Annotated in this window: 12 protein-coding genes; 10 read left to right on the forward strand and 2 right to left on the reverse strand. The window is 75.9% G+C overall.

Annotated elements, in window-relative coordinates:
- Positions 1–81 precede the first annotated feature (81 nt).
- From SM452_RS17835 to SM452_RS17845, 3 genes are read left to right on the forward strand one after another with little or no spacing between them, the layout of a single operon-like run.
- A complete protein-coding gene (locus tag SM452_RS17835) occupies positions 82–1,119 on the forward strand; it encodes a zinc-binding dehydrogenase (protein ID WP_355509358.1) in 1,038 nt (345 codons plus the stop codon).
- Positions 1,119–1,937 (forward strand): sugar phosphate isomerase/epimerase family protein, encoded by an 819-nt coding sequence (locus SM452_RS17840; protein ID WP_355509356.1) that lies wholly within the window; start codon positions 1,119–1,121, stop codon positions 1,935–1,937. The genes SM452_RS17835 and SM452_RS17840 overlap by 1 nt, the downstream gene beginning before the upstream one ends.
- Entirely contained in the window at positions 1,934–3,271 is a 1,338-nt protein-coding gene (locus SM452_RS17845; protein WP_463840323.1) for an MGH1-like glycoside hydrolase domain-containing protein, read from the forward strand. Before SM452_RS17840 ends, SM452_RS17845 begins: the two co-directional genes overlap by 4 nt.
- 47 nt (positions 3,272–3,318) lie before the next feature.
- Here the strand turns inward: SM452_RS17845 and SM452_RS17850 are convergent, their stop codons facing one another.
- Both SM452_RS17850 and SM452_RS17855 read right to left on the reverse strand, forming a co-directional pair.
- Complete coding sequence (locus SM452_RS17850; protein ID WP_463840324.1) at positions 3,319–4,023, reverse strand: CBS domain-containing protein; 705 nt, start codon at positions 4,021–4,023, stop codon at positions 3,319–3,321.
- Positions 4,024–4,118: 95 nt separating this feature from the next.
- Positions 4,119–6,230: a molybdopterin-containing oxidoreductase family protein gene (locus SM452_RS17855; protein ID WP_463840325.1), complete on the reverse strand. Its 2,112-nt coding sequence runs from the start codon at positions 6,228–6,230 to the stop codon at positions 4,119–4,121.
- A gap of 138 nt (positions 6,231–6,368) precedes the next feature.
- On the opposite strand from SM452_RS17855, the gene SM452_RS17860 reads away from it, so the two are divergent.
- The 7 genes from SM452_RS17860 (at position 6,369) to SM452_RS17890 (ending at position 25,931) form a co-directional block, all read left to right on the forward strand.
- The gene (locus SM452_RS17860) at positions 6,369–6,761 is read left to right on the forward strand and encodes a DUF2267 domain-containing protein (protein WP_194801725.1); all 393 of its coding nucleotides are present in this window, start codon (positions 6,369–6,371) and stop codon (positions 6,759–6,761) included.
- A 329-nt stretch (positions 6,762–7,090) separates the two neighbouring features.
- Complete coding sequence (locus SM452_RS17865) at positions 7,091–10,558, forward strand: AMP-binding protein (protein WP_450067782.1); 3,468 nt, start codon at positions 7,091–7,093, stop codon at positions 10,556–10,558.
- Entirely contained in the window at positions 10,555–13,665 is a 3,111-nt protein-coding gene (locus tag SM452_RS17870; RefSeq protein WP_463840326.1) for a thioesterase domain-containing protein, read from the forward strand. The genes SM452_RS17865 and SM452_RS17870 overlap by 4 nt, the downstream gene beginning before the upstream one ends.
- Complete coding sequence (locus SM452_RS17875) at positions 13,662–15,965, forward strand: lantibiotic dehydratase (protein WP_463840327.1); 2,304 nt, start codon at positions 13,662–13,664, stop codon at positions 15,963–15,965. The genes SM452_RS17870 and SM452_RS17875 overlap by 4 nt, the downstream gene beginning before the upstream one ends.
- Positions 15,962–19,465: an amino acid adenylation domain-containing protein gene (locus tag SM452_RS17880; RefSeq protein WP_463840328.1), complete on the forward strand. Its 3,504-nt coding sequence runs from the start codon at positions 15,962–15,964 to the stop codon at positions 19,463–19,465. Before SM452_RS17875 ends, SM452_RS17880 begins: the two co-directional genes overlap by 4 nt.
- Before the next feature lie 29 nt (positions 19,466–19,494).
- Complete coding sequence (locus SM452_RS17885) at positions 19,495–24,945, forward strand: type I polyketide synthase (protein WP_463840329.1); 5,451 nt, start codon at positions 19,495–19,497, stop codon at positions 24,943–24,945.
- Between the two features lie 32 nt (positions 24,946–24,977).
- Positions 24,978–25,931: a TauD/TfdA family dioxygenase gene (locus SM452_RS17890; protein WP_262015431.1), complete on the forward strand. Its 954-nt coding sequence runs from the start codon at positions 24,978–24,980 to the stop codon at positions 25,929–25,931.
- Position 25,932 lies beyond the last annotated feature (1 nt).

The following is a 25,932-nucleotide window of genomic DNA, read 5'->3' on the forward strand; positions in this document are numbered from 1 at the left end:
ACCCATCGATTCATCAATCGAATCACATATGCCCATTTTTTGGGTTAGAATCGGGGTCGGCACTTCCCTCGGAGCGACGCCATGAGCAACTGGGTTGTCTCTCTGGCCGGGCCCCGGCACGTACGCCTGGAGCCCTGCCCCACGGACCGGCTCGGTCCGGGCCAGGTCCGCGTCCGCACCCGCTACTCGGGCATCTCCGCCGGCACCGAGCTGACGCTCTACCGGGGCAGCAACCCGCGACTGCGCAAGGACTGGGACGCCGGCTCCCACATGTTCGTGCCCCGCCAGGCCGCGCCCGCGTACCCGGTGGTGGGTTTCGGTTACGAGGAGGTCGGCGAGATCGTCGAGGTCGCGCCCGACGTGGCCGGGCGGCGGCCCGGCCAGCTCGTCTGGGGCATCTGGGGGCACCGCGCCGACGCCGTGCTCCCCGCGACGGCCGCGCATCCGCTGCCACCGGGCCTCGACCCGCTCGCCGCCGTGTTCGCCCGGCCCGGCGCCATCGCGCTGACCGCGGTGCTCGCCGGTGACCTGCATCTGGGCGACTGGGTGGGCGTGTTCGGGCAGGGTGTGATCGGGCTGCTCGGCACGCGTCTGGCCGCGCTCTCCGGCGCCCGGGTGGTCGCCGTCGACCGGATGCCGGGCCGGCTCGCGCACGCCGTGCGGCTCGGCGCGCGCCGGGTGGTCGACGCCGCCGCCGACTCGCCCGCCGCCGCGCTGCGGGCCGCCACCGACGGCCGGGGCGCCGACGTCTGCCTGGAGCTGTCCGGGTCGTACCCGGCGCTGCACGAAGCGATCCGCGCCACCGCGCACGCCGGGCGCGTCGTCGCGGCCGGCTTCTACCAGGGGTACGCCCACGGGCTGGAACTCGGCGAGGAGTTCCACCACAACCGGATCCAGCTCGTGGCCGCCCAGGTCTCCGGGCCCGATCCGGCACCCGGCACGGCCGGCCGGTGGTCCGGGACGCGGATCGCACACACCTTCATGGACCTGGTGGCCGAGGGCAGCGTCGACCCGCTGCCGCTGGTGAGCCACGTCGTCGACGCGGGCGCGGTGGCCGACGCCCTGGCGTTGCTCGACCGCGGTGACGGTGACGTCCTCCAAGTGGTGCTGAGGTTCTAATGGACATTCCGCTTGCCTGCCAGGAGCAGCTGCTTCCCGGCACCGACCTGACCCGGAAGTACGCCCTCGCCGCCTCCCTCGGCTACCAGGGCATCGAGCTGCGCGGGCGGGGCGACCACGCGCTGGCCCGGCGGCTGCCGGAGCTGCGCCGCGCCCGCGCCGCCGGCGTGGTCGTGCCGACCGTCTGCGTCGAGATGGACCACTTCATCGGCGACTTCGACCCGGGCCGCTCCCGCGACGCGGTGGACAACCTGCGGTCCCAGCTCTCGGTGATCGCCGAGCTGGGCGGCGTCGGTGCGATGACCCCCGCCGCGTGGGGCATGTTCTCCCGCCGGCTGCCCCCGTTCGACCCGCCACGCTCGGCCGACGGCGACCGGCGGGTCCTCGTCGACGCCCTGGGCGAGCTGGCCGCGCACGCCCGCGCCGAGGGGGTCACCGTGTTCCTGGAACCGCTCAACCGGTACGAGGACCACATGGTCAACCGGCTCGACCAGGCGGTCGAGCTGTGCCGCGCGGTCGGGTCACCGGCGCTGCGGGTCGCCGCCGACACGTACCACATGAACATCGAGGAGGACGACCCGCACGCCGCGCTGCGCGCCGCCGCGCCGTACCTCGGGCACGTCCAGGTCAGCGACTCCAACCGGCACCAGCCCGGCGCCGGGCACCTCGACTGGGGCGCGCTGCTGGCCACGCTCGACGCGATCGGCTACACCGGCTGGCTGGCGCTGGAGTGCCGGCTGCGCGGCGAGCCGGTCGCCGCGCTGCGCCAGGCCGCCACCGCGCTGGCCCAGGCCCGTCCCCGGCGGGCCGCCGCATGACGCTGACCACCGGGGTACGCGCCGACGCCGACCGCCACGCCCGGCTGCGCCGCCTCGCGCTGGCCACCCTGGACGCCAACTGGGAACACGACCACACCGTCCCCTCCCGCACGCTCTACCCGCACCAGTGGAGCTGGGACTCGGCGTTCATCGCGATCGGCCTGGCCCACGTCCGCCCGGACCGGGCCTGGCGGGAACTGCGCACGCTGTTCGCCGCGCAGTGGGTCGACGGGCGGGTGCCGCACATCGTGTTCAACCCGGCCTCGCGCGCCGGGCCGTACTTCCCCGGGCCGCAGTTCTGGGACTCGGCCCGCGCCGACGGCTCGCCGGCCCGGGCCACCTCCGGGATCGTCCAGCCGCCGGTGCACGCTCCGGCCGCCTGGCTGGTGCACCGCCGCGCGCCCGGCGAGGCGTCGGTGGCCGCGCTGCGGCGGCTCTACCCGAGGCTGGTCGCGCAGCAGCGCTACCTGACCGGTCGGCGCGACGCCGGGGGCGGCGGGCTGGCGTCGATCGTGCACCCGTGGGAGTCCGGGCTGGACAACAGCCCCGCCTGGGACGCGCCGCTCGCAGGGGTGCCCGCCGACGAGGCGGTGATGCGCGCGTACCGCCGGCACGACACCGCGCACGCCGACGCGGCGCAGCGCCCCACCGACCTGGACTACGCGCGCTACGTCGCGCTGGTGGAGGGCTACCGGGCCGGCCGCTACCGGGACGAGGGACTGCTCGGCCGGCACCCGTTCCTGGTGGAGTGCCCGCTGGTCAACTCCGCGCTCGGCGTCTCCGAGTACGCCCTCGCGCGCATCGCCGCGGTGATCGGCGCCGACCCGGGACCGCACCGTGACCGGGGTGCCCGGATCACCGAGGCGCTCGTCACCCGCCTCTGGGATCCGGCCGGCGGCACGTTCTGTCCCCGCGACGTGCGCGCGGACCGGCTCGTGCCGGCCCGGACCGTGCTCGGGCTGATGCCGCTGGCGCTGCCCGAACTGCCCGCCGCGCAGGTGTCGGCGCTGCTGGCCGAGGCGTGCTCGCCGCGCTTCGGGCTGGCCGCCCGGATGGACCGGCCGCTGCCCACGTACGACCGCACCGCGCAAGACTTCGAGCCGCTGCGCTACTGGCGCGGCCCGAGCTGGATCAACACCGGCTGGCTGCTCTGGCAGGGACTGCGTACCCACCGCCGGGCCGACCTGGCCGCCGGGCTGCGCGAGTCGCTGCTCGACCTGGTCGACCTGGCCGGCTGCCACGAGTACTTCCACCCGGACACCGGCGCCGGTCTCGGCTCACCGGCGTTCAGCTGGACCGCCGCGCTGGTGCTGGACGCGCTCGCCCAGGAGTGACGGCGGTGGGCGCCGGGTACGCCGGCACCCACCGGGCCGTCCAGGGCTCAGGCGATGCCGGCCGGGGTGCCGCCGCCGATGCGCAGCGCCGCCATCGGCGAATCGTCGATCGCGTAGCCGAGCGCGTCGACCACCTCGACCACGCCGCTGACCTGCCGGGCCAGCCGCACCGCGAGCTGCGCGGTGGACCGGCGCTCCACCTGGCCGGTGAGCGTCACCACGCCCCGGTCCACTGTCACGTCCACCACGCCGTCGCGGACGCCGAGGCTGCGCCACAGCACCTCCTCGACCACGTCCCGCCGGATGCCGGCGTCCGGGCGCAGGTGCACCTTGAGCAGGTCACCGCGGGTGACGATGCCGACCAGCCGGCCGAGGTCGTTCACCACCGGCAGCCGCTTCACGCCGCGCGCGTCCATCAGCCGGGCCGCCTCCACGATCGTGGCGTCCGGGGTGATCGTGACCGGGGGAGCGGTCATCAGGTCGGCGGCGAGCGTCGCGCCGGCCTTCGCCCGCGCCTCGCGGCGGTGCCGGTCCGGCAGGATCCGCCGCTCCCGGGGCTGGCCCAGGAACTCCACCTTGTACATCAGGTCCGCCTCGGACACCACGCCCAGCACCCGGCGGGTCTCGTCCACCACCGGCGCCGCCGTGACGTGCCGTTCGGTCAGCACGTCGACGATCTCCCGGTACTCCGTGCCCTCCCGTACCGACGCCACGTCCCTGGTCATCACGTCCTGCACCTGCCACGTACGCATGGCGAACCTCCCTGTTGTCCGCCTCCGACGCTAGGCGGCGGCGACGGGCCGGAGCAGGGGCGCAAAGACCAGGTCAGGGGGCCGGAGGTCCCGAATCACCCAGCCGCGACGGGCTCCGCGACCTCGTCGAGGGGCGGCTCGGCGGTCAGCAGGGCGGCCGGCACCGGCTCGACCTCCACCCGGCAGTCGTGGAACGTGGGCGCCTCGCCCAGGTCGGTGTCCCGGACGCCGGTGACCGCGTTGACAGTGGACCGCCCCGGGCTGCGCCGCGCCCAGTACGCCTTGTACGTGAACGCCAGCCCGGGCCGGGCCGCCTCGTCCACCGCCACCGCGGCGAGGAACGCGCCCCTGTCGTTGTGCACGCGCACCGCGTCGCCGTCGGCGAGCCCGCGCGCCGCCGCGTCGGCCGGGTGCAGGTGCACCCGGGGCGGCCCGGCGCGGCGGGTGTGCCACGGCAGCGACGCGAACGTGGAGTTCATCAAATAGCGGTTGGCCGGGGTGAGCAGCGTCAGCGGGAACCGGCGGGCCAGCTCCGGGTCGGCCGCCTCGGCCGGTGGCGTGTACCCGGGCAGCGGGTCCACCCCGAGCGCGGCCAGCGCCGGGTCGTGCAGCCGGGCCCGCCCGTCCGCTGTGGGGAAACCACCCTCGGCGTACGGCGCGGAGCCCACCGGCACGCCGGTGAGCCGGGCGTACGTGCGCTCGCGCAGTTCCTCGTACGTGATCGGGGCGCCGGCCAGCAACTGCCGGGCCAGGTCCTCGTCGCTGTCCCGGAACGCCGGATGGTCGATCCCGAGCGCGGCGGCGATCCGCCGGAAGATCTCGGTGTTCGGCAGCGCCTCACCCGGCGCGCGGGTGACCGGCAGGTTCAGCGTCGTGTAGTGGTGCCCGTAGGACGTCTGGAGGTCCAGGTGCTCGGGCTGCATGGTGGCCGGGAGCACCACGTCGGCGTAGTCGCAGGTGTCGGTCCAGCGCTGCTCCAGCACCACGGTGAACAGGTCGGCGCGGCCGAGCCCGGTCAGCAGCCGGGCCTGGTCCGGGGCGGTCGCCGCCGGGTTGGCGTCGAACACCACGAGCGAGGTGACGGGCGGGTCGGCCTCCCCGGTGAGCACGGCGGCCAGCCGGCTCATGTTCAGCGACCGGGCCGGCGGGGCGGGCATGCCGGCCGGCCGGATCACCGGGCCGTTGTCGACCCGGTGGTGGCCGCTGGTCGTGACCAGGGCCCCGCCGCCGGGGTACCGGAAGTCGCCGGTGACCAGCGGCAGCGCGCAGATGGCCCGGATCGCCTGCCCGGCGCCGTGGTGGCGTTGCAGGCCCAGCCCGACCCGTACCGCCGTCGGCCGGGTGGTGGCGATCCGGTCGCCGAGGCGGTGGATCGTCCCGGCGGGCAGGCCGCACGCGGCGGCGGCGCGTTCCACCGGCCAGTCGTCGAGCCGGGCGCGCAGTTCCGGCCAGCCGGTGGTGTGCGCGGCCAGCCACTCCTCGTCGGCCGCCCCGGCGTCGCGGACGTGCCGCATCAGCCCGAGCGCGAGCGCCGCGTCGGTGCCGGGTAGCGGCGCGACGTGCTCGTCGCTGCGGGCCGCCGTCTCGGTGCGCAGCGGGTCGATCGTCACCACGTACGCGCCGCGCTCGCGGGCCTGCTGCACGAACGGCCACAGGTGCAGGTTGGTGACGAGCGGGTTGGCGCCCCAGAGGACGATCAGGTTCGCCTCGACGATCGACTCCGGTTCGAAGCCGACCGAGGCGCCGTAGAGCGAGCGCAGCGCCGCCCGTGCCGCCGCCGTGCAGATGGTGGTGTCCAGCCGGGACGCGCCCAGGTGGGCGAAGAGCCGGGGCCCCATGGTCCAGCCCTGGATCAGGCCCATCGTGCCGGCGAAGTAGTAGGGCAGCACCGACTCCGGGCCGTGGAGTTCGATGCTCGTCCGCAGCCCGGCGGCCACCCGGTCGACTGCTTCGTCCCAGCTCGCCGGCCGGTACGCGACCCGGCCGACACCCTTCGGGCCGGTGCGGACCCAGGGCGTGGTGAGCCGGTCCGGCCCGTTCACCGCGTCCAGGTAGCGGTTCACCTTGCCGCAGAGCGCGCCCCTGGTGAAGGGGTGGTCGCGGTCGCCGCGCAGCGCGACCGCCCGGCCGTCGTCGACGGTGAGCTGCCAGACGCAGGTGTCCGGGCAGTCCAGCGGGCAGGCGCCGGGGTGGGTGACGGGTGCCATGGCGCGGATGTTACCCCCGGTTCGTGACGTGGCGGCCGTTCGTCGTGGCCGGGGGCGTTTGGCCGGGGCGGGGGCGGGTACCCGCCGGGGCCGAGCGGGGTGGGCGTGGTGCCCGCCGGCGGCGAGGGGAGGGGTGGGATGCGGTTCCCCCTGTTCGTCGAGGCGGTGGCGCGGCGGGCCGAGTTGCCCGCCGACGAGGCCGCGACGGTCTCCCGTGCCGTGTTGCAGACCCTCGCCGACCGGATCACCGCGGACGAGGCGACGGACCTGGCCGCGCAGCTGCCGGACGACGTGGGCGGTTATCTGGAGCCCGCCGGCACCGCCACCACGGGTGGCGCTGTCGACTTCCTGTACCGCGTGGCCGAACGCGCGGCGGTGGACCCGGCGGTCGCGGAGGTGGGTGCCGTCGCGGTGCTCGCCACCCTGCGTGACACGGTGACGGTGGGGGAGTTCCACGACCTCGTCGCGCAGCTCCCGAAGGGCTTCGACGCCATGGTGGACCCCATCCCGCGACCGCCGTACGATGTCTGAGCAGGCTCCCCGCGACCCGGGTTGAGCTGCGGCACCGAGGCCGTCTGCGGCGAAGATTCCACGGCCTGGAAGTATTTTCACCGTAAAATAACTTGTTGCCGGTCACCTACGCTGTAAATCGTCTACGCGCTAGAGGGATGATCGGACGAATTCCTCCGTCCGAGGTTCCAAGGTGCCGTCCCCTCTTCGGCTCAAGCCTCATCGCCGCTCTTCCGGCGCAGGAATCGAGCCATATTCTGCTTCCAATGTGAAGTCCTGGGGGGGATCAATGATCACATTCGTCGATTGCTGCCTGCCTGCCCTCTGTGGAGCGCGACCCGCATCCTGACATGGCAGAGACGATGATCATCAATCGTTTCGGCGCGATCACGGCGGTACACGGCGGACGTCCGGCACTTCTCGGTGAGACCCACGAGGTCACCTACACCGAGCTGGCCGGGGCGGCCGGCGGGCACGCTGCCGTGTTCGCCGCCGCGGGCCTGCGCACCGGAGACCGGATCGCGCTGCTCACCGCACACGGTGCACCGACCGTGGCGGCGATGCTCGGCGCCCTCGCGACCGGATGCGCGTACGTGCCGCTGGATCCGGGCTTCCCGGTCGCCCGGCTGCGCCACATGGTCGACGCCGCCGGCGTCACCGCAGTGGCCTGCGCCGCCGAGCACCGCGACCTGGCATCCACACTGGCCGGCGAGCGGCCGGTCGTCCCGCTGGACGAGGTGCCGCCGGCGCCGCTGCACCCGGTCGCGGCCGACCCGGACGCGCTCGCGTACGTGCTGTTCACCTCCGGCTCCACCGGCGTGCCCAAGGCGGTCGGGCAGACCCACCGCAACCTGGCCCACGTCGTCGACAACCAGATCGCCGCGCTCGGTGTCGGGCCCGACGACCGGCTCAGCCTGCTCGCGTCGTTCAGCTTCGACGCCGCCATCCCCGACCTCTACCCGGCGCTGATCACCGGCGCCGCCGTGGTCCCTGTCGACCTGCGCCGTCAGGGGCTCGCGTACGCCGTCGAGCAGCTCGACCGGCACCGCGCCACGGTGCTGCACTGCACGCCCACCGTCTACCGCTTCCTGCTCGACACGCTCGGCGCGCGCCGGCTGCCCACGGTGCGGGCGGTGCTGCTCGGCGGCGAGCAGGCCACCTGGGCCGACGCGGCCCGCGGCCGGGACCGGTTCGCCCCCGAGTGCGTGCTCGTGAACGGCTACGGCGCGACCGAGATGACGTTCGCCGCCCGGCACGTGCAGCCGCTGTCCGAGGTGGACCCGGATGCCCGCGGGCCGCTGCCGGTGGGCGTCGCGTTCCCCGGCTACCGGCTGGACCTCGCCCCGGACACCGGCGAGATCGTGGTCCGCAGCCGCCACCTCGCCCCCGGCTACCTCAACCAGGACAGCGACCGGTTCGGCGTCGACGCCGACGGGCTGCGGTCGTACCGCACCGGTGACCTGGGCCGGCTGCTGCCCGGCGGGGAACTGGTCTGCCTCGGCCGGCTCGACCGGCAGGTCAAGGTGCGCGGCCACCGGGTCGAGCTGACCGAGATCGAAGCCGTGCTGTCCGCCCAGCCCGGCGTCGCGGGCGTCCGCGCCATCGTGCGCGACGGCGAACTGCTCGCGTACGCCCGGCCGGCCGGTGCCCGCCCGGACCCGGTGGCGCTGCGCGCGGCGCTGACCGCCATGCTGCCCGACTACGCCGTGCCCCGAGCGGTGGTGGTGGTCGACGAGTTCCCTCTCACCGTCACCGGCAAGGTCGACGAGCGGGCGCTGCCCGACCCGGTGACCGAGGTGCCGGCCGAGGAGGCACCGGCCACCGACACCGAACGCGCCGTGCACGACATCTGGTGCGCCGTGCTCGGCCGCGACGCGGTCGCCCGCACGGCCAGCTTCTTCGACGTCGGCGGGCAGTCGCTGCTGCTGGGCCAGGTGCAGCAGCGCCTCGCCGAGCGGTTCGGCGTACGCCTGCCGATGCTGCGCCTGTTCGACCACCCGACCGTCGCCGCTCAGGCGGCGCTGCTGGACGCCCCGCCCGAGGCGGTCCGCGCCCCGGTGCTGCCCGCGCCCGCCGCGCCGGTGCGCGCCGCCCGCGAGTACACCGGCGACGAGATCGCCGTGGTCGGCGTCGCCGGGCGGTTCCCCGGCGCGCCCGACGTGGCGACGTTCTGGTGGAACCTGTGCACCGGCGTCGACTCGGTGCACGACCACACCGACGAGGAGCTGGCCGCGCTCGGCGTCGGCCCCGGCCTGCGCGCCGACCCCCGGCACGTCCGCGCCGCCGGCCGGCTCGACGGGGTGGCCGACTTCGACGCCGAGTTCTTCGGCTTCGCCGCCGACGAGGCCGCCCGTACCGACCCGCAGCACCGGCTGTTCCTGGAGACCGCCTGGGAGGCACTGGAGGACGCCGGGCACGACCCGGAGCGCTTCCCCGGGCTGGTCGGCGTCTACTCCGCCACCTCGGCCAACCGCTACTTCCTGTTCCACCTCATGGACAACCCGGCGGTGGTCGGCGACGTCGACCCGGACGACTGGGAGGCCCGGCTCGTCGGGCGCCAGTTCACCGACCACCTGCCCGGTCAGGTGGCCTACCGGCTCGGCCTGACCGGCCCGGCGATGGCCGTGCAGAGCGCCTGTTCCAGCTCGCTCGTCGCGGTGTGCGTGGCCGCGCAGAGCCTCGCCGACTACCAGTGCGACCTGGCGCTGGCCGGCGGGTCCACGGTGATGTGGCCCCGGCACCGGGCCACGCCGGGCGGGCTCGCCTCGCCCGACGGCCGGTGCCGCGCCTACGACGAGGGCGCCGCCGGATCCGGGTTCGGCTCCGGCGCGGGCGTGGTGGCGTTGCGCCGGCTCGCCGACGCGCAGGCCGACGGCGACCGCATCTACGCGATCCTGCCCGGCTGGGCGGTCACCAACGACGGCCCGGACCGGGCCGGCTTCGCGGTGCCCGGCCCGGCCGGACAGGCCGCCGCCGTCGCGGGCGCGCTCGCCACCGCCGAGGTCGCGCCCGGCGAGGTCCGCTTCGTCGAGGGCCACGGCAGCGGTACGCCACTGGGCGACGCCATCGAGGTGGCCGCGCTGCACGAGGTGTACGCGGGCGCCGCGCCCGCCGAGTCCACGGCGCTCGGCTCGGTGAAGACCAACATCGGTCACCTCGACGCCGCCGCCGGCATCGCCGGGCTGATCAAGACGGTGCTCGCCGTCCGGCACGGGGTGATCCCGCCGAACCTGCACTTCACCCGCCCGCACCCGGAGATCGACCTGGCCGCCGGGCCGTTCTACGTGCCCACCAAGGCGCGGGACTGGCCGGACGACGCGCGCCGGGTCGCCGGGGTCAGCGCGTTCGGCCTGGGCGGCACCAACGCGCACGTCGTGGTGGAACAGCCGCCGCCCGCCGAACCGGCCGACCCGCCCGGCGAGGGGCCGTGGCTGCTGCCGGTCTCCGCGCGTACCCCGGCGGCGCTGCGGGCCGCGCTGGCCCGCCTGCGCGGCCACCTGGCCGGGGTCGCCCCGGCGCTGTCCGACGTGGCCGCCACGCTGGCGCTGGGCCGGCGGGCGTTCGCCCACCGGGCTGCCGTGGTCGCCGCCGACCTGCCGGCCGCGCTGTCCGCGCTGGACGTGCTGCTGGACACCGGCGCCCGCATCGCCGGTGACGGCGGCCCGCTGGGCGAGACGGCAGCCGACTGGGTCGCCGGGCGCGACGTCGACTGGCACGCGCTGCACCCCGAGGGCACGGTCCGGCGCACCGGACTGCCCACCTACCCGTTCCAGCGCCGCCGGCACTGGATCGACCCCGTGCAGAAAGGTCCGCGGTGAACTGGTTCGTCTCCGCCGGAAGCCGACCCGAGGCGCCGGTGCGGTTGTTCTGCCTGCCCTACGCCGGAGCGGGCGCCAGCGCGTTCCGGCGCTGGGCGGCCGAGTTCGGTGCGGGCGTCGACGTGGTGCCGGTGCAACTGCCCGGCCGGGAGAACCGGATCACCGAGGACCCGCGCTTCAGCGTCGCCGAGGTGGCCGACGCCATCGCCTCCCGCGCCGACCGCCCGTACGCGATCTACGGCCACTCGATGGGCGGACGGCTCGGCTTCGACGTGGTCCGCGAGCTTCGCCGTACCGGCCGCCCGCTGCCGCTGCGGCTCTACGTCGGCGGCGCCCGCGCCCCGCACGTCGCCACGCCGGGCCCGTTCGACGGGCTGTCCCGGGCCGGCGACGACGAGCTGCTGCGCCGCCTCGGCGAGGGCGGCGGCCTCCCCGCCGAGCTGCTCGACCACCCGGAGCTGGTGGAGCTGCTGCTGCCGCTGCTGCGCGCCGACTTCGGCCGGGTCGACGACTACCGCCACATCCCCGGCGAGCCGCTGCCGATGCCGATCGTCGTGTTCGCCGGCCGCACCGACCGGGCGGTCAGCCGGGAGCAGAGCGCCGCCTGGGCCGAGCACACCGCTGCCGGCTTCACCCTGCACGAGCTGGACGGCGGGCACTTCTTCCTGCACGACCGGCTGACCGAGCTGGCCGCGCTGATCCGGGCCGACCTGACCGCCGCGCCCACCGACACCCGCCCCGGCACGCCGGACGCGGGTCCGGACCCGGTGCGCGCCGCCGGCCGCGGGACCGCCGGCGCCGCGCACCGGGTTCCGCTCGGCGACACCGGCTGGTCGGTGTGGCGCGACGCGGTGCTGCGGACCACCGGCTTCCCGGCCGACGGGCTGGATCTGTTCGCCGCGCCCCGGGCCGCCGCCGCGGCCGACGAGCTGCTGACCACCGGCGCCGGTGAGGACCGGTTCTCGAAGGAGTTCGAGGAGGCGCTGCGCGCCGGCGCGCAGCGGTTCAGCGAGCTGGCCGCCGACCCGCTGCTGCGCGAGGCGGTCACCTGGCAGAACCGGGGCGCCCTCGTCGCGTTCGACGGGCTGGTGCGCGGCGGCGCCGACGCGGCCCGCAACGTGCGCCGACGCGACCGGGAACGGGCGCTGCTGAAGTACTGGCAGCGCTACTGCGGCAAGAACGAGACCGTCGGCTTCTTCGGCCCCAGCTGCTGGGTCACAGTCGATCCCGCGCAGCCGGAGGTTGCCCGGGTCAACCCCGGCGAGAGCCTGACCCGGCGGCGCTGGGTGTGGTTCGAGTCGTGGGCGCTGTCCGCGTACGCCGAACGGATCGGCGCGGACCTGGCGGTGCGCCGGTGGTGGCCGCCGATGCTGCGGGCCCACCTGGCGGTCCGGGACCGCGACGTGCTGCGGCCCGGCAGGCCGGCGCTGACGCTGACCCCGGTGGAGGCCGCGCTGCTGCGCGCGGCCGACGGCCGGCGCGCCGCCGCCGACCTGGTCACCGACCCGGCGATCGGGCTGCGCCGCCCGGAGGACGGCTACGCGCTGCTCGACCGGCTGGTCGAGCGGGAACTGATCACCTGGGACGCGGCCCTGCCGGTGAGCCCGGACGCCGAGCGGGTGCTGGCCGACCGGATCGACGCGATCGGCGACGAGCCGGCCCGCGCTGCCGCCCGCGCCGGGTTCGACCGGCTGCGTGCCGCCCGCGACGACGTCGCCGCCGCGGCCGGTGACGCGGACCGGCTGCGGACCGCCCTGGACGCGCTCGACGCCACGTTCACCGAGCTGACCGGTGTGCCCGCGGTACGCCGGGCCGGGCAGATGTACGCCGGCCGCACGGTCTGCTACGAGGACAGCGCCCGCGACCTCGACGTGGTGTTCGGCGCGCCGCTGCTGTCCGAACTGGCCGCCCCGCTGGACGTGCTGCTGCGCGCCGCCCGCTGGCTGGCCAACGCGCTCGCCCGCGCCTACCTGGACGTGCTGCGCGGCCTGTACGAGGAGCTGCGCGCCGAGTCCGGCGCCCCGGTGCCGCTGGCCGACCTGTGGTTCCTGGCCCAGGGGATGTTCTGGGGTGACGGGGAACGACCGGTCGACGCGGTGGCGGCGGACTTCGCCGCCCGCTGGGCCGGACTGTTCGGCCTGGACACGCTGCCCGCCGGCACCACCGACGTACGGCTGCGCGCGGCCGACCTCGCCGGCCGGATCGACGCGGTGTTCCCCGGCGACGGGCCCGAGTGGTCGAACGCCGCCATGCACAGCCCCGACCTGCAGATCTGCGCCACCGACGCGGAAGCGCTGCGGCGCGGCGACTACACGGTGGTGCTCGGCGAACTGCACGCCGCCTGGTCGTCGTTCGACTGCGCGGTGTTCACCCCGTCGCACCCGGACGTGGAGCGGCTGCGCGACGCGCTCGCGGTGGACATGGGGCAGCGGCGGGTCCGGCTGCTGTTCCCGGCCGACTGGCCGCGGCGGACCAGCCGTACCGCCGAGTCGCTGACCGGCCCGGCCGACCGGCACCTGGCGTTCCTCGACGCGCCGGGCGCCGACCCGGCACGCGTGCTGCCCACCGTCGACCTGGTCGTCGACGAGGTGGACGGCGAACTGGTCGCCACCGCCTCGGACGGTCAGCGCTGGCCGCTCGTCGAGATCTTCGCCGAGCCGCTCAGCGCGCACGCCGTGGACGGGTTCAAGCTGGTCGCCGCCGCGCCGTACACGCCCCGGATCACCGTGGACCGGCTGGTGCTGGCCCGCCAGACGTGGCGGACCACAGTGGGCGAGAGCGGCCTCGCGGTCCCGAACGGCGAGCGGGACCGGTTCCTCGCCGTCCGGGACTGGCGCCGCCGCCTCGGTCTGCCCGAGCAGGTGTACGTCAAGTTCGGCACCGAGACCAAGCCGTGCTTCGTGGACCTGTCCGCGCCGGCGTTCGCCACCACGCTGTGCGCGATGGTGCGCGCCGCCCGGGTCGACGGCGGCGACGACGTGTCGTTCACGGTCAGCGAGATGCTGCCCGCGCCGGAGCAGGCGTGGGTGCCGGACGGGGCGGGCCGCCGCTACTTCAGCGAGCTGCGCCTGCACATCACCGACGCCGGGCGGGAGGACCACCGGTGAGCCACCTGCTGCCCCTGGGCGACACCGGCTGGTCGGTGTGGCGGGACGTGGTGCTGCGTACCGCCGGGTTCCCGGCCGCCGGGCTGGACCGGTTCGCCGCGCCGGACTGCGCCGCCGCCGCGGACGCGCTGCTCGCCGGCGACACCGGCCTCGAGGTGTTCGGCAAGGCGCTGGCCGAGGCGTTCGCCGAGTCCTCCGCGGTGGCCGGTGAGCTGGCCGCCGACCCGCTGCTGCGCGAGGCGGTGACCTGGCAGAACCCGGACATGCTGATCGCGCTGGACGGGCTGCTGCGCACCGACCCGCAGGTCCGCAACGTTCGCCGCCGCAAGCGCGAGCTGAGCCTGCTGCGCTACTGGCAGCGCTACTGCGGCAAGGCCGAGACCATCGGCTTCTTCGGCCCGGTCTGCTGGGGCACGTTCGAGACCTCCCTCCGCGGGGTGCACACCGTGCCCGGCGACGCGCTCGTGCACCGGCGTCGGGTGTACTTCGAGGCGTGGGCGCTCATCGCGTACGCCGATCGGCTCGCCGACGACCTCGCGGTGCGGCGCTGGTGGGCGCCCGCCCTGCAGCCGCATTTGACCGTCGCCGGGCGGGAGCTGCGCTGGCCGCTGCACCCGCCGATCGCGCTGACCCCGGTCGAGGCGCTGGTGCTCGGCGCCTGCGACGGGCGGACGCCCGCTGTGGAACTGGCGCAGCGGCTGTGCGACGCCGGTGAGGTGCACGGCGCCGACGACGTCTACCTGCTGCTCGACCGCTGGGTCGAGCGCGGCCGGCTCAGCTGGGGCGCGAACCTGCCGATCGCACCGGACGCCGAGCGGGTGCTCGAAGCGCGGATCGCCGCGATCGGCGACGAGCCGGTCCGCGCCGCCACGGCGGCCGAGTTCGGCCGGCTGCGCGCCGCCCGCGACGAGGTGGCCGCCGCGGCCGGCGACCCGGACCGGCTCGGCGCCGCGCTCGCCGCGCTCAACGCCGGGTTCACCGCCGTCACCGGGCGCCCGGCCACCCGGCACAGCGGGCAGATGTACGCCGCCCGCACCGTCTGCTACGAGGAGACCGCCCGCGACCTGGAGTTCCGGATCGGGTCGGCGGTCATCGACGCGCTCGCCGAGCCGATGGCGGTGGTGCTGCGTACCGCCCGCTGGTTCACAGGCGAGGTGGCCGCCCGCTGCGGCGAGCTCTTCACCGAGCTGCACGAGGAACTGGCCGCCGACGGCCCGGTGGGGCTGGCCGACCTGTGGCTGCTGGCCCAGGGCACGCTCGTCGCCCCGGACGGCCCGATCGGCCGGGCCGGCGCCACGCTCACTTCACGCTGGGCCGAGCTGTTCGGCCTGGCCGACCTGCCGGAGGGGCAGGCGGAGCTGCGGCTGCGCGCCGCGGACCTGACCGAGCGGGCCCGGGAACTGTTCCCGGCGGCGCGGCCCGGCTGGCCGTCGGCCCGGCTGCACAACCCCGACGTGCAGCTCAGCGCCGCCTCGCCGGAGGCCGTCGAACGCGGCGACTTCCTGCTGGTGCTCGGCGAGCTGCACCCCGCCTCGGTGGCGTTCGACAGCGCGGTGCTCAGCCCGTTCCACCCGGACCCGGCCGCGCTGCGCGCCGACCTCGACGCCGACCTGGGCCCGGTCCGGCTGCGGGTGCTCTGGCCGGACAGCTTCCCCCGCCGCACCACCCGGACCACGTACGCGCTGGCCGGCCCGGCGGACCGCCAGCTCGGCATCGACACCGCGCACGGCGCCGACGTGGACCGCCTGGTCCCGGCCACCGCAGTGGTGGTCGAGCGGACCGGCGACCAGCTCACCGCGGTCTTCCCCGACGGCGCCCGCTGGCCGCTGATGGAGGTGTTCGCCACGCTGCTCGGCTCGCTGCTGCTCGATGCGTTCAAGCTGCTCGGCGCCGCCGCGTACACGCCCCGCATCACCATCGACCGGCTGGTCGTGGCCCGGCGTACCTGGCGCACCACGGCCGGGGCGTGCGGGCTGGGCGGCCACGCCGACGAGACCGCCCGCTACCTGGCGGTACGCCGCTGGCGCGCCGAGACCGGTCTGCCCGAGCGGGTGTTCGTCAAGGTCGGCACCGAGATCAAGCCCTGCTACGTGGACCTGACCGGCCCGCTGTACGCGCAGTCGCTGTGCGCGATGGTCGACGCCGCGCTGCGCACCGGCCCGGACGTGCCGGTGGTGGTCTCCGAACTGCTGCCCGCACCCACCGAGGCGTGGGTGCCCGACGCCCGGGGCCGCGGTTACGTCAGCGAACTGCGCCTCCAGATCACCGACCCGGCCGAGCACCTTGGAGCACTCCGGTGACCGACACCCTGACCGTCAGCGCCGTCCACGGCCCGGACCTGCCGTGGCCGGACGCCACCCTGGCCGACCTGATCACCGCGCAGGCGGCCCGCACCCCGGACGCGGTGGCGGTGCGCCAGTGGGACACCCGGCTCACCTACCGGCAGCTCGTCGACCGGGCCGCCGGGGTGGCCGCCGCGCTGCGTGAGCACGGCGTCGGCCGGGGCGACCGGGTCGGCGTGTGCGGCGCGCGTACCCCCGACCTGGTGGTGACAGTGGTCGGCGTGCTGCTCGCCGGCGCCGCGTACGTGCCGCTGGAGCCGGGCGGCCCCCGGGCCCGGCTGCGCGGGATCGCCCGCGACGCGGGCGTCCGCGTGGTGGTCGGCGACGCGGCGGCGGCCGAGTTCGGCGACGAACCCGGCGTGGCGGCGCTCGGCCTGCCCGGCCCGGCCCCGCTCGCGCCCTGCCCCGCCCGCCCCGGCGACCCGGCGTACGTGCTGTTCACCTCCGGCTCCACCGGCCGCCCGAAGGGCGTGCTGACCACCCACCGCAACGCGGTCGAGTTCGTCACCGGAGTGAGCGCGCTGACCGGCGCCGACGCCTCGGTCCGCAGCCTCGGCATCGCCTCGCTCGGCTTCGACGCGGCCACGATGGACCTGTTCGTGCCGCTCACGCTCGGCGGCGCGGTGCAGCTGCTCGGCGCCGACGACCGGGCCGACCCGGTACGGCTGGCCCGGTTCGTCGCCGCGCACGAGGTCACCTGGGGCTTCATCACCCCGACCGTGCTGGCGCTGCTGGACCCGGCCGGGTTCCCGTCGTGGCGGGTGCTGCTCTGCGGCGGCGAGGCGGTCCCCGCCGAACTGGTCGCCCGCTGGGCGCCGGGCCGGCGGTTCCTCAACGGCTACGGCCCGACCGAGACCACGGTGCTGGCGGTCGCCTGCGACCTGACCCCGGCCGACACCGACCCGATGCCGATCGGCCGGCCGCTGCCCAACCACCGGGCGTACGTGGTCGACGCCGACCTGCGTCCGGTGCCGGCGGGGGAGACCGGCGAGTTGCTGATCGGCGGGCCCGGCCTGGCCGACGGGTACCTGAACCGGCCCGGCCTGACCGCCGAGCGGTTCGTGCCCGACCCGTTCGGCGAGGCACCCGGCGAGCGGCTCTACCGCACCGGCGACCTGGTCCGGCAGGGCCCGGACGGCCGGATCGTCTACCTCGGCCGCGCCGACCGGCAGGTGAAGGTGCGCGGCCAGCGCATCGAGCTGGGCGAGATCGAGGCGGTGCTGGCCGCCCACCCGGGCGTCGAGCGTGTTGCGGTGGAGGCGGTGCCCGGCCCGGCCGGCGCCGAGCTGGTCGCGTTCCTCACCCCGGCCGGCGCGCCGGACGACGACGAGCTGCGGGCGTACGCGACGACGCGGCTGACCACCGCGATGCTTCCGGCCCGGACGGTGCGGCTGGACGCGCTGCCGGTCAGCGCGACCACCGGCAAGCTGGACCGGCCGGCGCTGCGCGAACTGGCCGCGGCCGCCCCGGCCGCCGTGGCCGACGCGTCCGCCGACGACGACCCGGTGACGGCGGCGGTCCGGCGCGCCTGGACCCGGCTGCTCGGCGCCGTGCCCGCCCCGGACAGCGACTTCCTCGCCGTCGGCGGCAACTCCATCGCCGCGATGCGGCTGGTCGCCGCGCTGCGCGCGGAACTGGGCCGGCAGGTGGACACGCGGGTGCTGTTCGCCGACCGCACGTTCGCCGCGCTCGTGGAGCGGGTCCGCGCCGCCGACCCCGCCGACGCCGACGGGCTCACCACCGGCAACCCGCCGACGCTGTCCCCGCCGCAGCGGCGGCTGTGGTTCATGGACCAGCTCGCCCCGTCCAGCGCGCCGTACAACATCGCCGTCGCGCACCGGCTGCGCGGGCCGCTGGACGTCAGCGCGCTCGGCGCCGCGCTGCGGGCCGTCGCGGAACGGCACGACGTGCTGCGCTGGCGCATCCCGTGCAACGGCGGCGTGCCGTACGCGGTCCGCGAGGAACCCACCGACGTGGCGGTGCCGGTGGTCGACCTGACCGGCGCCGCCGACCCGGACGCCGAACTGGCCGGCATGCTCGCGGCCGGTGCCGGGCACGCGTTCGACCTGGCCACCGGGCCGCCCTGGCAGGTGACCGTGTACCGGCTCGCCGCCGAGGAGCACGTGCTCGCGGTCACCGTGCACCACGCGGTCTTCGACGGCTGGTCCGAGGCGCTGCTCTACGACGAGCTGGCGCTCGCGTACGCCCGCGCGCTCGGCCGGTCGGTGCCGGGCCGTCCGCCGCTGCCGGCCACGTACGCCGACTACGCGGTGTGGCGCGCCGACCGGGACCGGCGCCGGGGCGAGACGGACCTGGCCTGGTGGGCCGCGCACCTGGCCGGCGCGCCCACGGTGCTGGACCTGCCCCGCGACCGTCCCCGCCCGGCCGTGCAGACGTACGCCGGCGCGGAGGCCGCGGTCCGGCTGGACGAGACCGCCGACCGGGCCGTGCGGGACCTGGCCGCCCGGCGCGGCACCACTGTCGCGGCGGTGCTGCTTGCCGCGTTCGGCGAACTGCTGCGGCGGGTCACCGGCGGCGACGAGCACGTGCTCGGCGCGATCGTCGCGGACCGGCGGCTGGCCGCGTTCGACGAGGTGATCGGGTTCTTCATCGACACCGTGCCGGTGCGGGTCCGCTCCGGCGGCGCGAGCTTCGCCGAGCAGGTCGACCGGGCCGCCGCCGAACTGCACGAGGTCACCACCCACCCGGGCGCGCCACTGGAACGCATCGTCGAGGCGCTCGGCGTGGGCCGGGACACCTCCCGCGCCCCGCTGGTGCAGGTGCTGTTCAACGTGCTCAACTTCGTCGCGCCCCGGCTGACGCTGACCGGCCTTGCCGTCGAGCCGGTGTCGGTGCCGAAGCCGGGGTCACCGTTCGACCTGACCGTCTACGTGGTGGAGCGCGACGGCCGGGCCGGCGTCGAGGTGGTGCACAACCCGGACCTGTTCACCGGCGACCGGATCGACGCGCTCCTGACCGACCTGGCCGCCCTGGTCGGCGCGCTCGCCGCCGACCCGGACGCCCCGGCCGCCGAGGTCGCGCCCGAGCTGCCCCGCCCGGCGGTACGGGTCGCGGCGCTCGGCGCGATGAGCGTCGCCACCGCCGAACCGGCCCGCGCGCCGCTGCCCGCCGGGTCGGACGCGCTCACCGCGACCGAGGAGCTGATCGCCGGGATCTGGCGGGACGTGCTCGGCCGCGACGCGGTCGGCGTGAGCGACAACTTCTTCGACATCGGCGGCCACTCGATGGCCCTGGCCGCCGTGCACGCCCGCCTCACCGAGGCCACCGGCCGCTCGATCACCATGCTCGACCTGTTCCGCCACCCGACCGTGCGGGCGCTCGCCGCCAGCCTCGACGGGGCCGCCGACCGGCCGGAACTGGCCCGCGCCGCGATGCGCGCCGCCGCCCGGCGGGGCCGCGCCCGCCGCACCCCGCCACCACGCCGACCTCACCCGTGACGCGATCCCTTGTGAATGAAGGAACCCCCATGCAGAACGACATTCCCGCCGACGACGGCGTCGAGCCCATCGCCATCGTCGGGCTCGCCGCCCGCCTCCCCGGCGCGGCCGACGTCGACGAGTTCTGGCGCAACCTGGTCGACGGCGTGGAGTCGACGACCGAACTGACCCGCGAGGAGCAGCTCGCCCGCGGCGCCCAGCCGCAGGAGGTCGACGACCCGGGCTGGGTCAACCGTGCCCCGCTGGTGGACGGCTACGACGAGTTCGACGCCGGCCTGTTCGGGATGACCGCCCGCGAGGCCGAGATCACCGACCCGCAGCACCGGCTGTTCCTGGAGACCTGCTACACCGCCCTGCAGAACGCCGGATACGACCCGGGCCGCTACGACGGCGCGGTGGGCGTGTACGCCGGCACCGGCGGCAACACGTACCTGCACCGCAACGTGTACCGCAACAAGCGCGTCGGCGGGAACCCGCACGGCGCGGTCTCGCTCGCCACCGGCAACTCGCCGAACTACGTGGCCACCAACGTGTCGTACCGGCTGGACCTGCGCGGGCCCAGCATGACCGTGCACACCGCCTGCTCCACCTCGCTCGTCGCGTTCCACCTGGCCTGTGAGGCGCTGCGCAACGGCGAGTGCGACATGGCCCTGGCCGGCGGCGTCAACATCGAGCTGCCGCACGTCGGCTACCTCGGCATGGACGGCTTCACCTCGCCCGACGGGCGGTGCCGGCCGTTCGACGCCGGAGCGAACGGCACGGTGTGGGGCAGCGGCGTCGGCGTGACGCTGCTCAAGCGGCTGTCCGACGCGATCGCCGACGGCGACACCATCCGCGCGGTAGTGCTCGGCAACGCCATCAACAACGACGGCGCCGGGAAGGTCGGCTTCACCGCCCCCAGCATCGACGGGCAGATGGAGGCCGTCGCCCAGGCCGTCGAGCTGGCCGGCGTCGACCCGCGCAGCATCAGCTACGTCGAGGCGCACGGCACCGGCACCGCGCTCGGCGACCCGATCGAGGTCGCCGCGCTGTCCGCCGTCTACACCAAGGACACCGACGAGCGCGGCTGGTGCGGCATCGGCTCGGTGAAGTCGAACATCGGCCACCTCAGCCAGCCCTCCGGCATCGTCAGCGTGATCAAGACGGTGCTGGCGATGGAGCACGGGCTGATCCCGCCGACCATCAACTACGAGTCGCCAAACCCGGCCATCGACTTCGCCGACACCCCGTTCTACGTGGCGAACACGCTGACCAAGTGGGACACCGACGGCGGACCGCGCCGCGCCGGCGTCAGCTCCTTCGGCATCGGCGGCACCAACGCGCACGTGGTGCTGGAGGAGGCCCCGGCCGCCGGCCGGCCCGAGCCGCCGTCCCGCCCGGCGCAGCTGCTCCAGGTGTCGGCGAAGACCCCGACCGCGCTGGACACCGCCGTACGGCGGCTCGCCGACCACCTCGAGAGCGGCAGCGACGTGGCGCTCGCCGACGTGGCGCACACGCTGCGCGTCGGCCGCCAGGTGTACGCCCACCGAGCCGCCGTCGTCGCCGGTGACCCGGCGTCCGCCGCCGCCGCGCTGCGCGAGCGGCGCAAGGGCCACCGGGGTGCCGCCGAGGGCGCCGCGCCGCGGGTGGCGTTCCTGTTCAGCGGCCAGGGCTCGCAGTACGCCGGAATGGGCGCCGAGCTGTACGCGCAGGACACCGCGTACGCCGCCGCCGTCGACGAGTGCGCCGAGCTGCTCCGCCCCGAGCTGGGCCTGGACATCCGCGACCTGATCCTGGGCCGCGACCCGGAGGCGGCGGACAAGCTCACGCAGACCCGCTACACCCAGCCCGCCCTGTTCACCGTCGAGTACGCCCTCGCCGCCGCCTGGCGGGCCGCCGGGGTCACCCCGGCCGCGATGATCGGCCACTCCATCGGCGAGTACGTGGCCGCGACGGTCGCCGGGGTGCTCGACCTCGCCGACGCGCTGCGCGTGGTGGCCGCCCGGGGCCGGCTCATGCACTCCCTGCCCGCCGGTTCGATGCTGGCGGTCACGCTCGACGAGTCGGAGGTGACCGGCAAGCTGCCCGAGGGCCTGTCGGTGGCCACCGTCAACGGCCCCGGCACCTGCGTGGTCGCCGGTGAGACGGCGCTCGTGGAGGAGTTCGCGGCGAGCCTCGGCGGCAAGAACAAGTCGAAGGTGCTGCGCACCTCGCACGCGTTCCACTCGCCGATGATGGACCCGATCCTGGACGAGTTCACCGCGCTGATGGCCACCGTGCCGCTGCGCGCCCCGGCGGTGCCGTTCGTCTCCAACGTGACCGGCACCTGGATCACCGAGGCGCAGGCCACCGACCCGGCGTACTGGGCCGCGCACCTGCGCCGCCCGGTCCGCTTCGGCGCGTGCGTGGCGACGCTGCTCGCCGAGGGCACCTGGGCGCTCGTCGAGTGCGGCCCCGGCCGGCAGCTGGCCAACCTGGCCCGGATGCAGGTCGCCAAGGCCGGTGAGGCGCAGCGCGCGCTGACCCCGCTGGGTAGCCTGCCCGGCCCGGGCGAGCAGACCGGTGACCTGGCCGCGCTGCTCGGCACGGCCGGCGCGCTCTGGTGCGCCGGGGTGCCGGTGAGCGTCCCGGCCGACCCGCACGCGCGGCGGGTGCCGCTGCCCACGTACCCGTTCGAGCGGCGCCGCTACTGGATCGACCCGGACCCGGAGCAGGAGCTGGCGGCGGCGCCCGTCGAGACCGGCCCGCGCCCGCTGCCGGAGTGGTTCGCGGTACCGGTGTGGCGGCAGGCCGCGCCGGCCCGCACGGCCGAGCCGCTGGGCCGCTGCCTGGTGCTGGCCGACGGTCCGCGCGGCGACGCGCTCGTGGCCGCGTTGCGCGCCGCCGGCGACGACCCGGTCGAGGTACGCGCCGGCGAGGCGTTCACCGCCACCGCCAACGGCTTCCGGCTGCGCCCCGGCGTACGCGCCGACGCCGAGGAACTGGTCGCCGCGCTCGGCGCCGACCTGCCCCGGCGGATCGTGCACGCGTTCGCGCTCGACGGTGACCCGGCCGGCACCGACGCGGCGGCCGCCTGGGCGGCGCAGGAGCGCGGCTTCTTCGGCGCGCTGCACCTGGTGCAGGCCCTGGCCGGCGCGGGTGTGACGGCCGACGAGGCGGGCGTCCGCCTGGACCTGGTCACCGCCGGCATCGGCGACGTCCGCGGCGACGACCTGACCCGCCCGGAGCACGCCACGCTGGCCGGCCTGGCCCGGGTGCTCCCGGCCGAGCTGCCCGGCCTGACCGTGCGGCTGCTCGACACCGACCCGGCCGCGCGCGGCGTGGCGGCCCTGGTGGCCGAGCTGCGCAGCCCCGTCGACGCCGAGCACCCGGAGGTGGCGCTGCGCGGCGACCGCCGCTGGCTGGCCGGCTACGAGCAGGTCACAGTGGCCGCCGAGGACGAGCCGGGCGTGCTGCGCGAGGAGGGCCGCTACCTGATCACCGGCGGTCTCGGCGGCATCGGCGTCACCCTCGCCGAGGACTTCGCCCGCCGGGCCCGTGCCAAGCTGGTGCTGCTGGCCCGCTCCGGGCTGCCCGAGCGGGACGAGTGGGACGCGCACCTGGCGGTGCACGGCGGCGCCGACCGGGCCGGGCGGGCCATCGCGGCGATCCGCCGGATGGAGGCCGCCGGCGCCGAGGTGCTGGTGCTCGCCGCCGACGTCACCGACGCGGACGACCTGCGCCGGGTCCGCGACGAGGCGGAGCGCCGGTTCGGCGGGCTCGACGGCATCGTGCACGCCGCCGGTCTGCCCGGCGGCGGCATGGCCGAGGTGAAGGACCGCGACGAGGCGCGGCGCGTGCTGGCCCCGAAGCTGGCCGGCACCCTGGCGCTGGCCCGGGTCTTCGGTGACCTGCCGCTGGACTTCGTCGTGCTCTGCTCCTCGATCACCGCGGTGATCGGCGGGTTCGGCCAGGTCGACTACTGCGCCGCGAACAACTTCCTGGACGCGTTCGCGCGCTCCGGCACCGGGTTCCGCGCGCCTGTGGTGTCGCAGAACTGGGGCGGCTGGGCGGAGGTCGGCATGGCGGTGGAGACCGCCGCGCCGGCCGCGTTCCGGGCCGCCGGGCGGGACACCGTGACCACGGCGGTCGCCCACCCGGTGCTCACCACGATGGTGGCCGGCCCGGACGGGACGGTGCTGCACGGCCTGGTCTCGGCGGACACCCACTGGCTGCTCGACGAGCACCGGATCGGCGGGGTGCCGGTGGTGCCGGGCACCGCCCACCTGGAGTCGGTGCGCGCCGCGGTGGTCGCCGCGCTGCCCGCGCCGGGGCCCGACGCCGCGGTGGAGCTGCGGGACGTGGTGTTCCTGGAGCCGTTCTCGGTGCCGGACGGCACCGTGGCCCAGTACCGGGTCGAGCTGACCCCGGCCGAGGACGGCACCGACTTCACCGTCGCCAGCCTCGCCGCCGGCCAGGCGCGCACCCACGTCCGCGGCACCGCCGGGTGGACCACCGACGCGGCCCCGCCGGCCGCCGTGCCCGCGGTGGCCGGGCGGCGGGTCGACGACGACGCCTCGTTCGGCCGGGGACGCACCAGCATGCTCACGTTCGGGCCGCGCTGGGCGGCACTGGCCGAGCACCACCTCGCCGACGGCGAGGAGCTGGCCCGGGTGCAGGCACCCGCCGCCGCGGTCGGTGACCTGCCCTCCTGGGGCATGCACCCGGCGCTGCTGGACGTGGCCACCGCGTTCGGCCGGGGCCAGGGCTCCGGCACCTACCTGCCGCTGTCGTACGGCCGGATCGTGGTGCGCGGCGCGCTGCCGGCGACGTTCCACAGTCACCTGCGGCACCGGCCCGCCGCCACCGACGAGGTGGTCGCCGCCGACCTGTCGCTGCGCGACCCCGACGGACGGGAGCTGGTCTCGATCAGTGACTTCGTGCTGCGCCGGGTCGACCAGGACGCGGTCACCGGCAACCTGGGCGAGGCCCCGGCGGCGGACGCGGACGCCGCGGCGCCGGTCACCGAGGACATCCGGCCGGTCGACGGCGCGGAGGCGTTCCGCCGCAGCCTCGCCGCCGGTCTCGGCGCGCAGGTGGTGATCACCACCCGCACCGTCGCCGACATCCGGCGCCGCGCGGCCCGGGTCACCACCGACAGCCTCGCCGAGGAGACCGACGCGCCGGCCGGCTCGGCCGGGGTCACCGGCGGCGGCTCGGCGGCGCCCGGCACCGAGCTGGAGAAGACGATCGCCCAGGTGTGGCGCGACGGCCTCGGCGTCACCGACGTCGGCGTGGACGACGACTTCTTCGCCCTCGGCGGCAACTCGCTGGTGGCCGTGCAGCTCATCGCCGCCATGCGCAAGGCGACAGGCGTACGGCTGCCGATGCGCAGCCTCTTCGAGACCCCCACGGTGGCCGGCCTGGCCGCCCGGATCGAGGAGCTGCGCGCCGAGGCGCCCGCCGACGCACCGGCCGCTCCGGCGGCGATCCCGGCCATCCCGCGGCTGCCCCGCGGCTGACACCCCGACGCAGAACCAGGAGACACCGCACCATGAGCGAGACAACCACGACGCTGCCGGTGGTCGTCGAGAGCGACGGCCGGGCGCTGACCGACCTGATCGCGGCCCGGCGCGCCGAGCTGCGGGACACCCTCGTCACCAGCGGCGGGCTGCTGTTCCGCGGCTTCGACGTGGGCGGCGTGGACGGCTTCGACCAGGCCGTCCGCGCACTCGCCGGCGAGCCGCTGACCTACACCGAGCGCTCCTCGCCCCGGCACTCCATCAAGGGCCGGGTCTACACCTCGACCGACTACCCGCCGGACGAGGAGATCTTCCTGCACAACGAGAACTCGTACCAGGCGCGCTGGCCGCTGACGCTGTTCTTCTACTGCGTCACGCCGCCGGACAGCCAGGGCGCCACGCCGCTGGCCGACGTGCGCCGGGTGTTCGAGCTGATCGACCCGGCGGTCCGCGAGGAGTTCATCCGCCGCCGGTGGATGCTGGTGCGCAACTTCCACGGCGACTTCGGCACCCGCTGGCAGGAGGTGTTCAACACCGAGAGCCGCGCCGAGGTCGAGGCGTACGCGGCGGACAACGGGATCACCGTGGAGTGGGTCGGCAAGGACGGCCTGCGTACCCGCGCGGTCCGCGACGTGGTGCACCACCGGCCCGGGTCGGACACCCCGCGCTGGTTCAACCACGCCACCTTCTTCCACCTCAGCACCCTGCCCAAGGATTACCAGGAGGGGCTGCTGGCCATGTTCGGCGCCGACGGGCTGCCGTCGAACACCTACTACGGCGACGGCGGCGAGATCCCCGCCGACGTCATGGACCACCTGCGCGCCGCCTACCGGGCCGCCACCGTCCGCTTCGACTACCAGCGCGACGACGTGCTGGTGGTGGACAACATGACCGCCGCGCACGGCCGGGAACCGTTCACCGGCCCCCGCAAGATCGCCGTCGCGATGGCCGAGCCGTACACCCCCGAGACCGCAGGAGCGAACTGAC

The sequence above is a fragment of the Micromonospora sp. SYSU B005 genome (assembly GCF_055362685.1).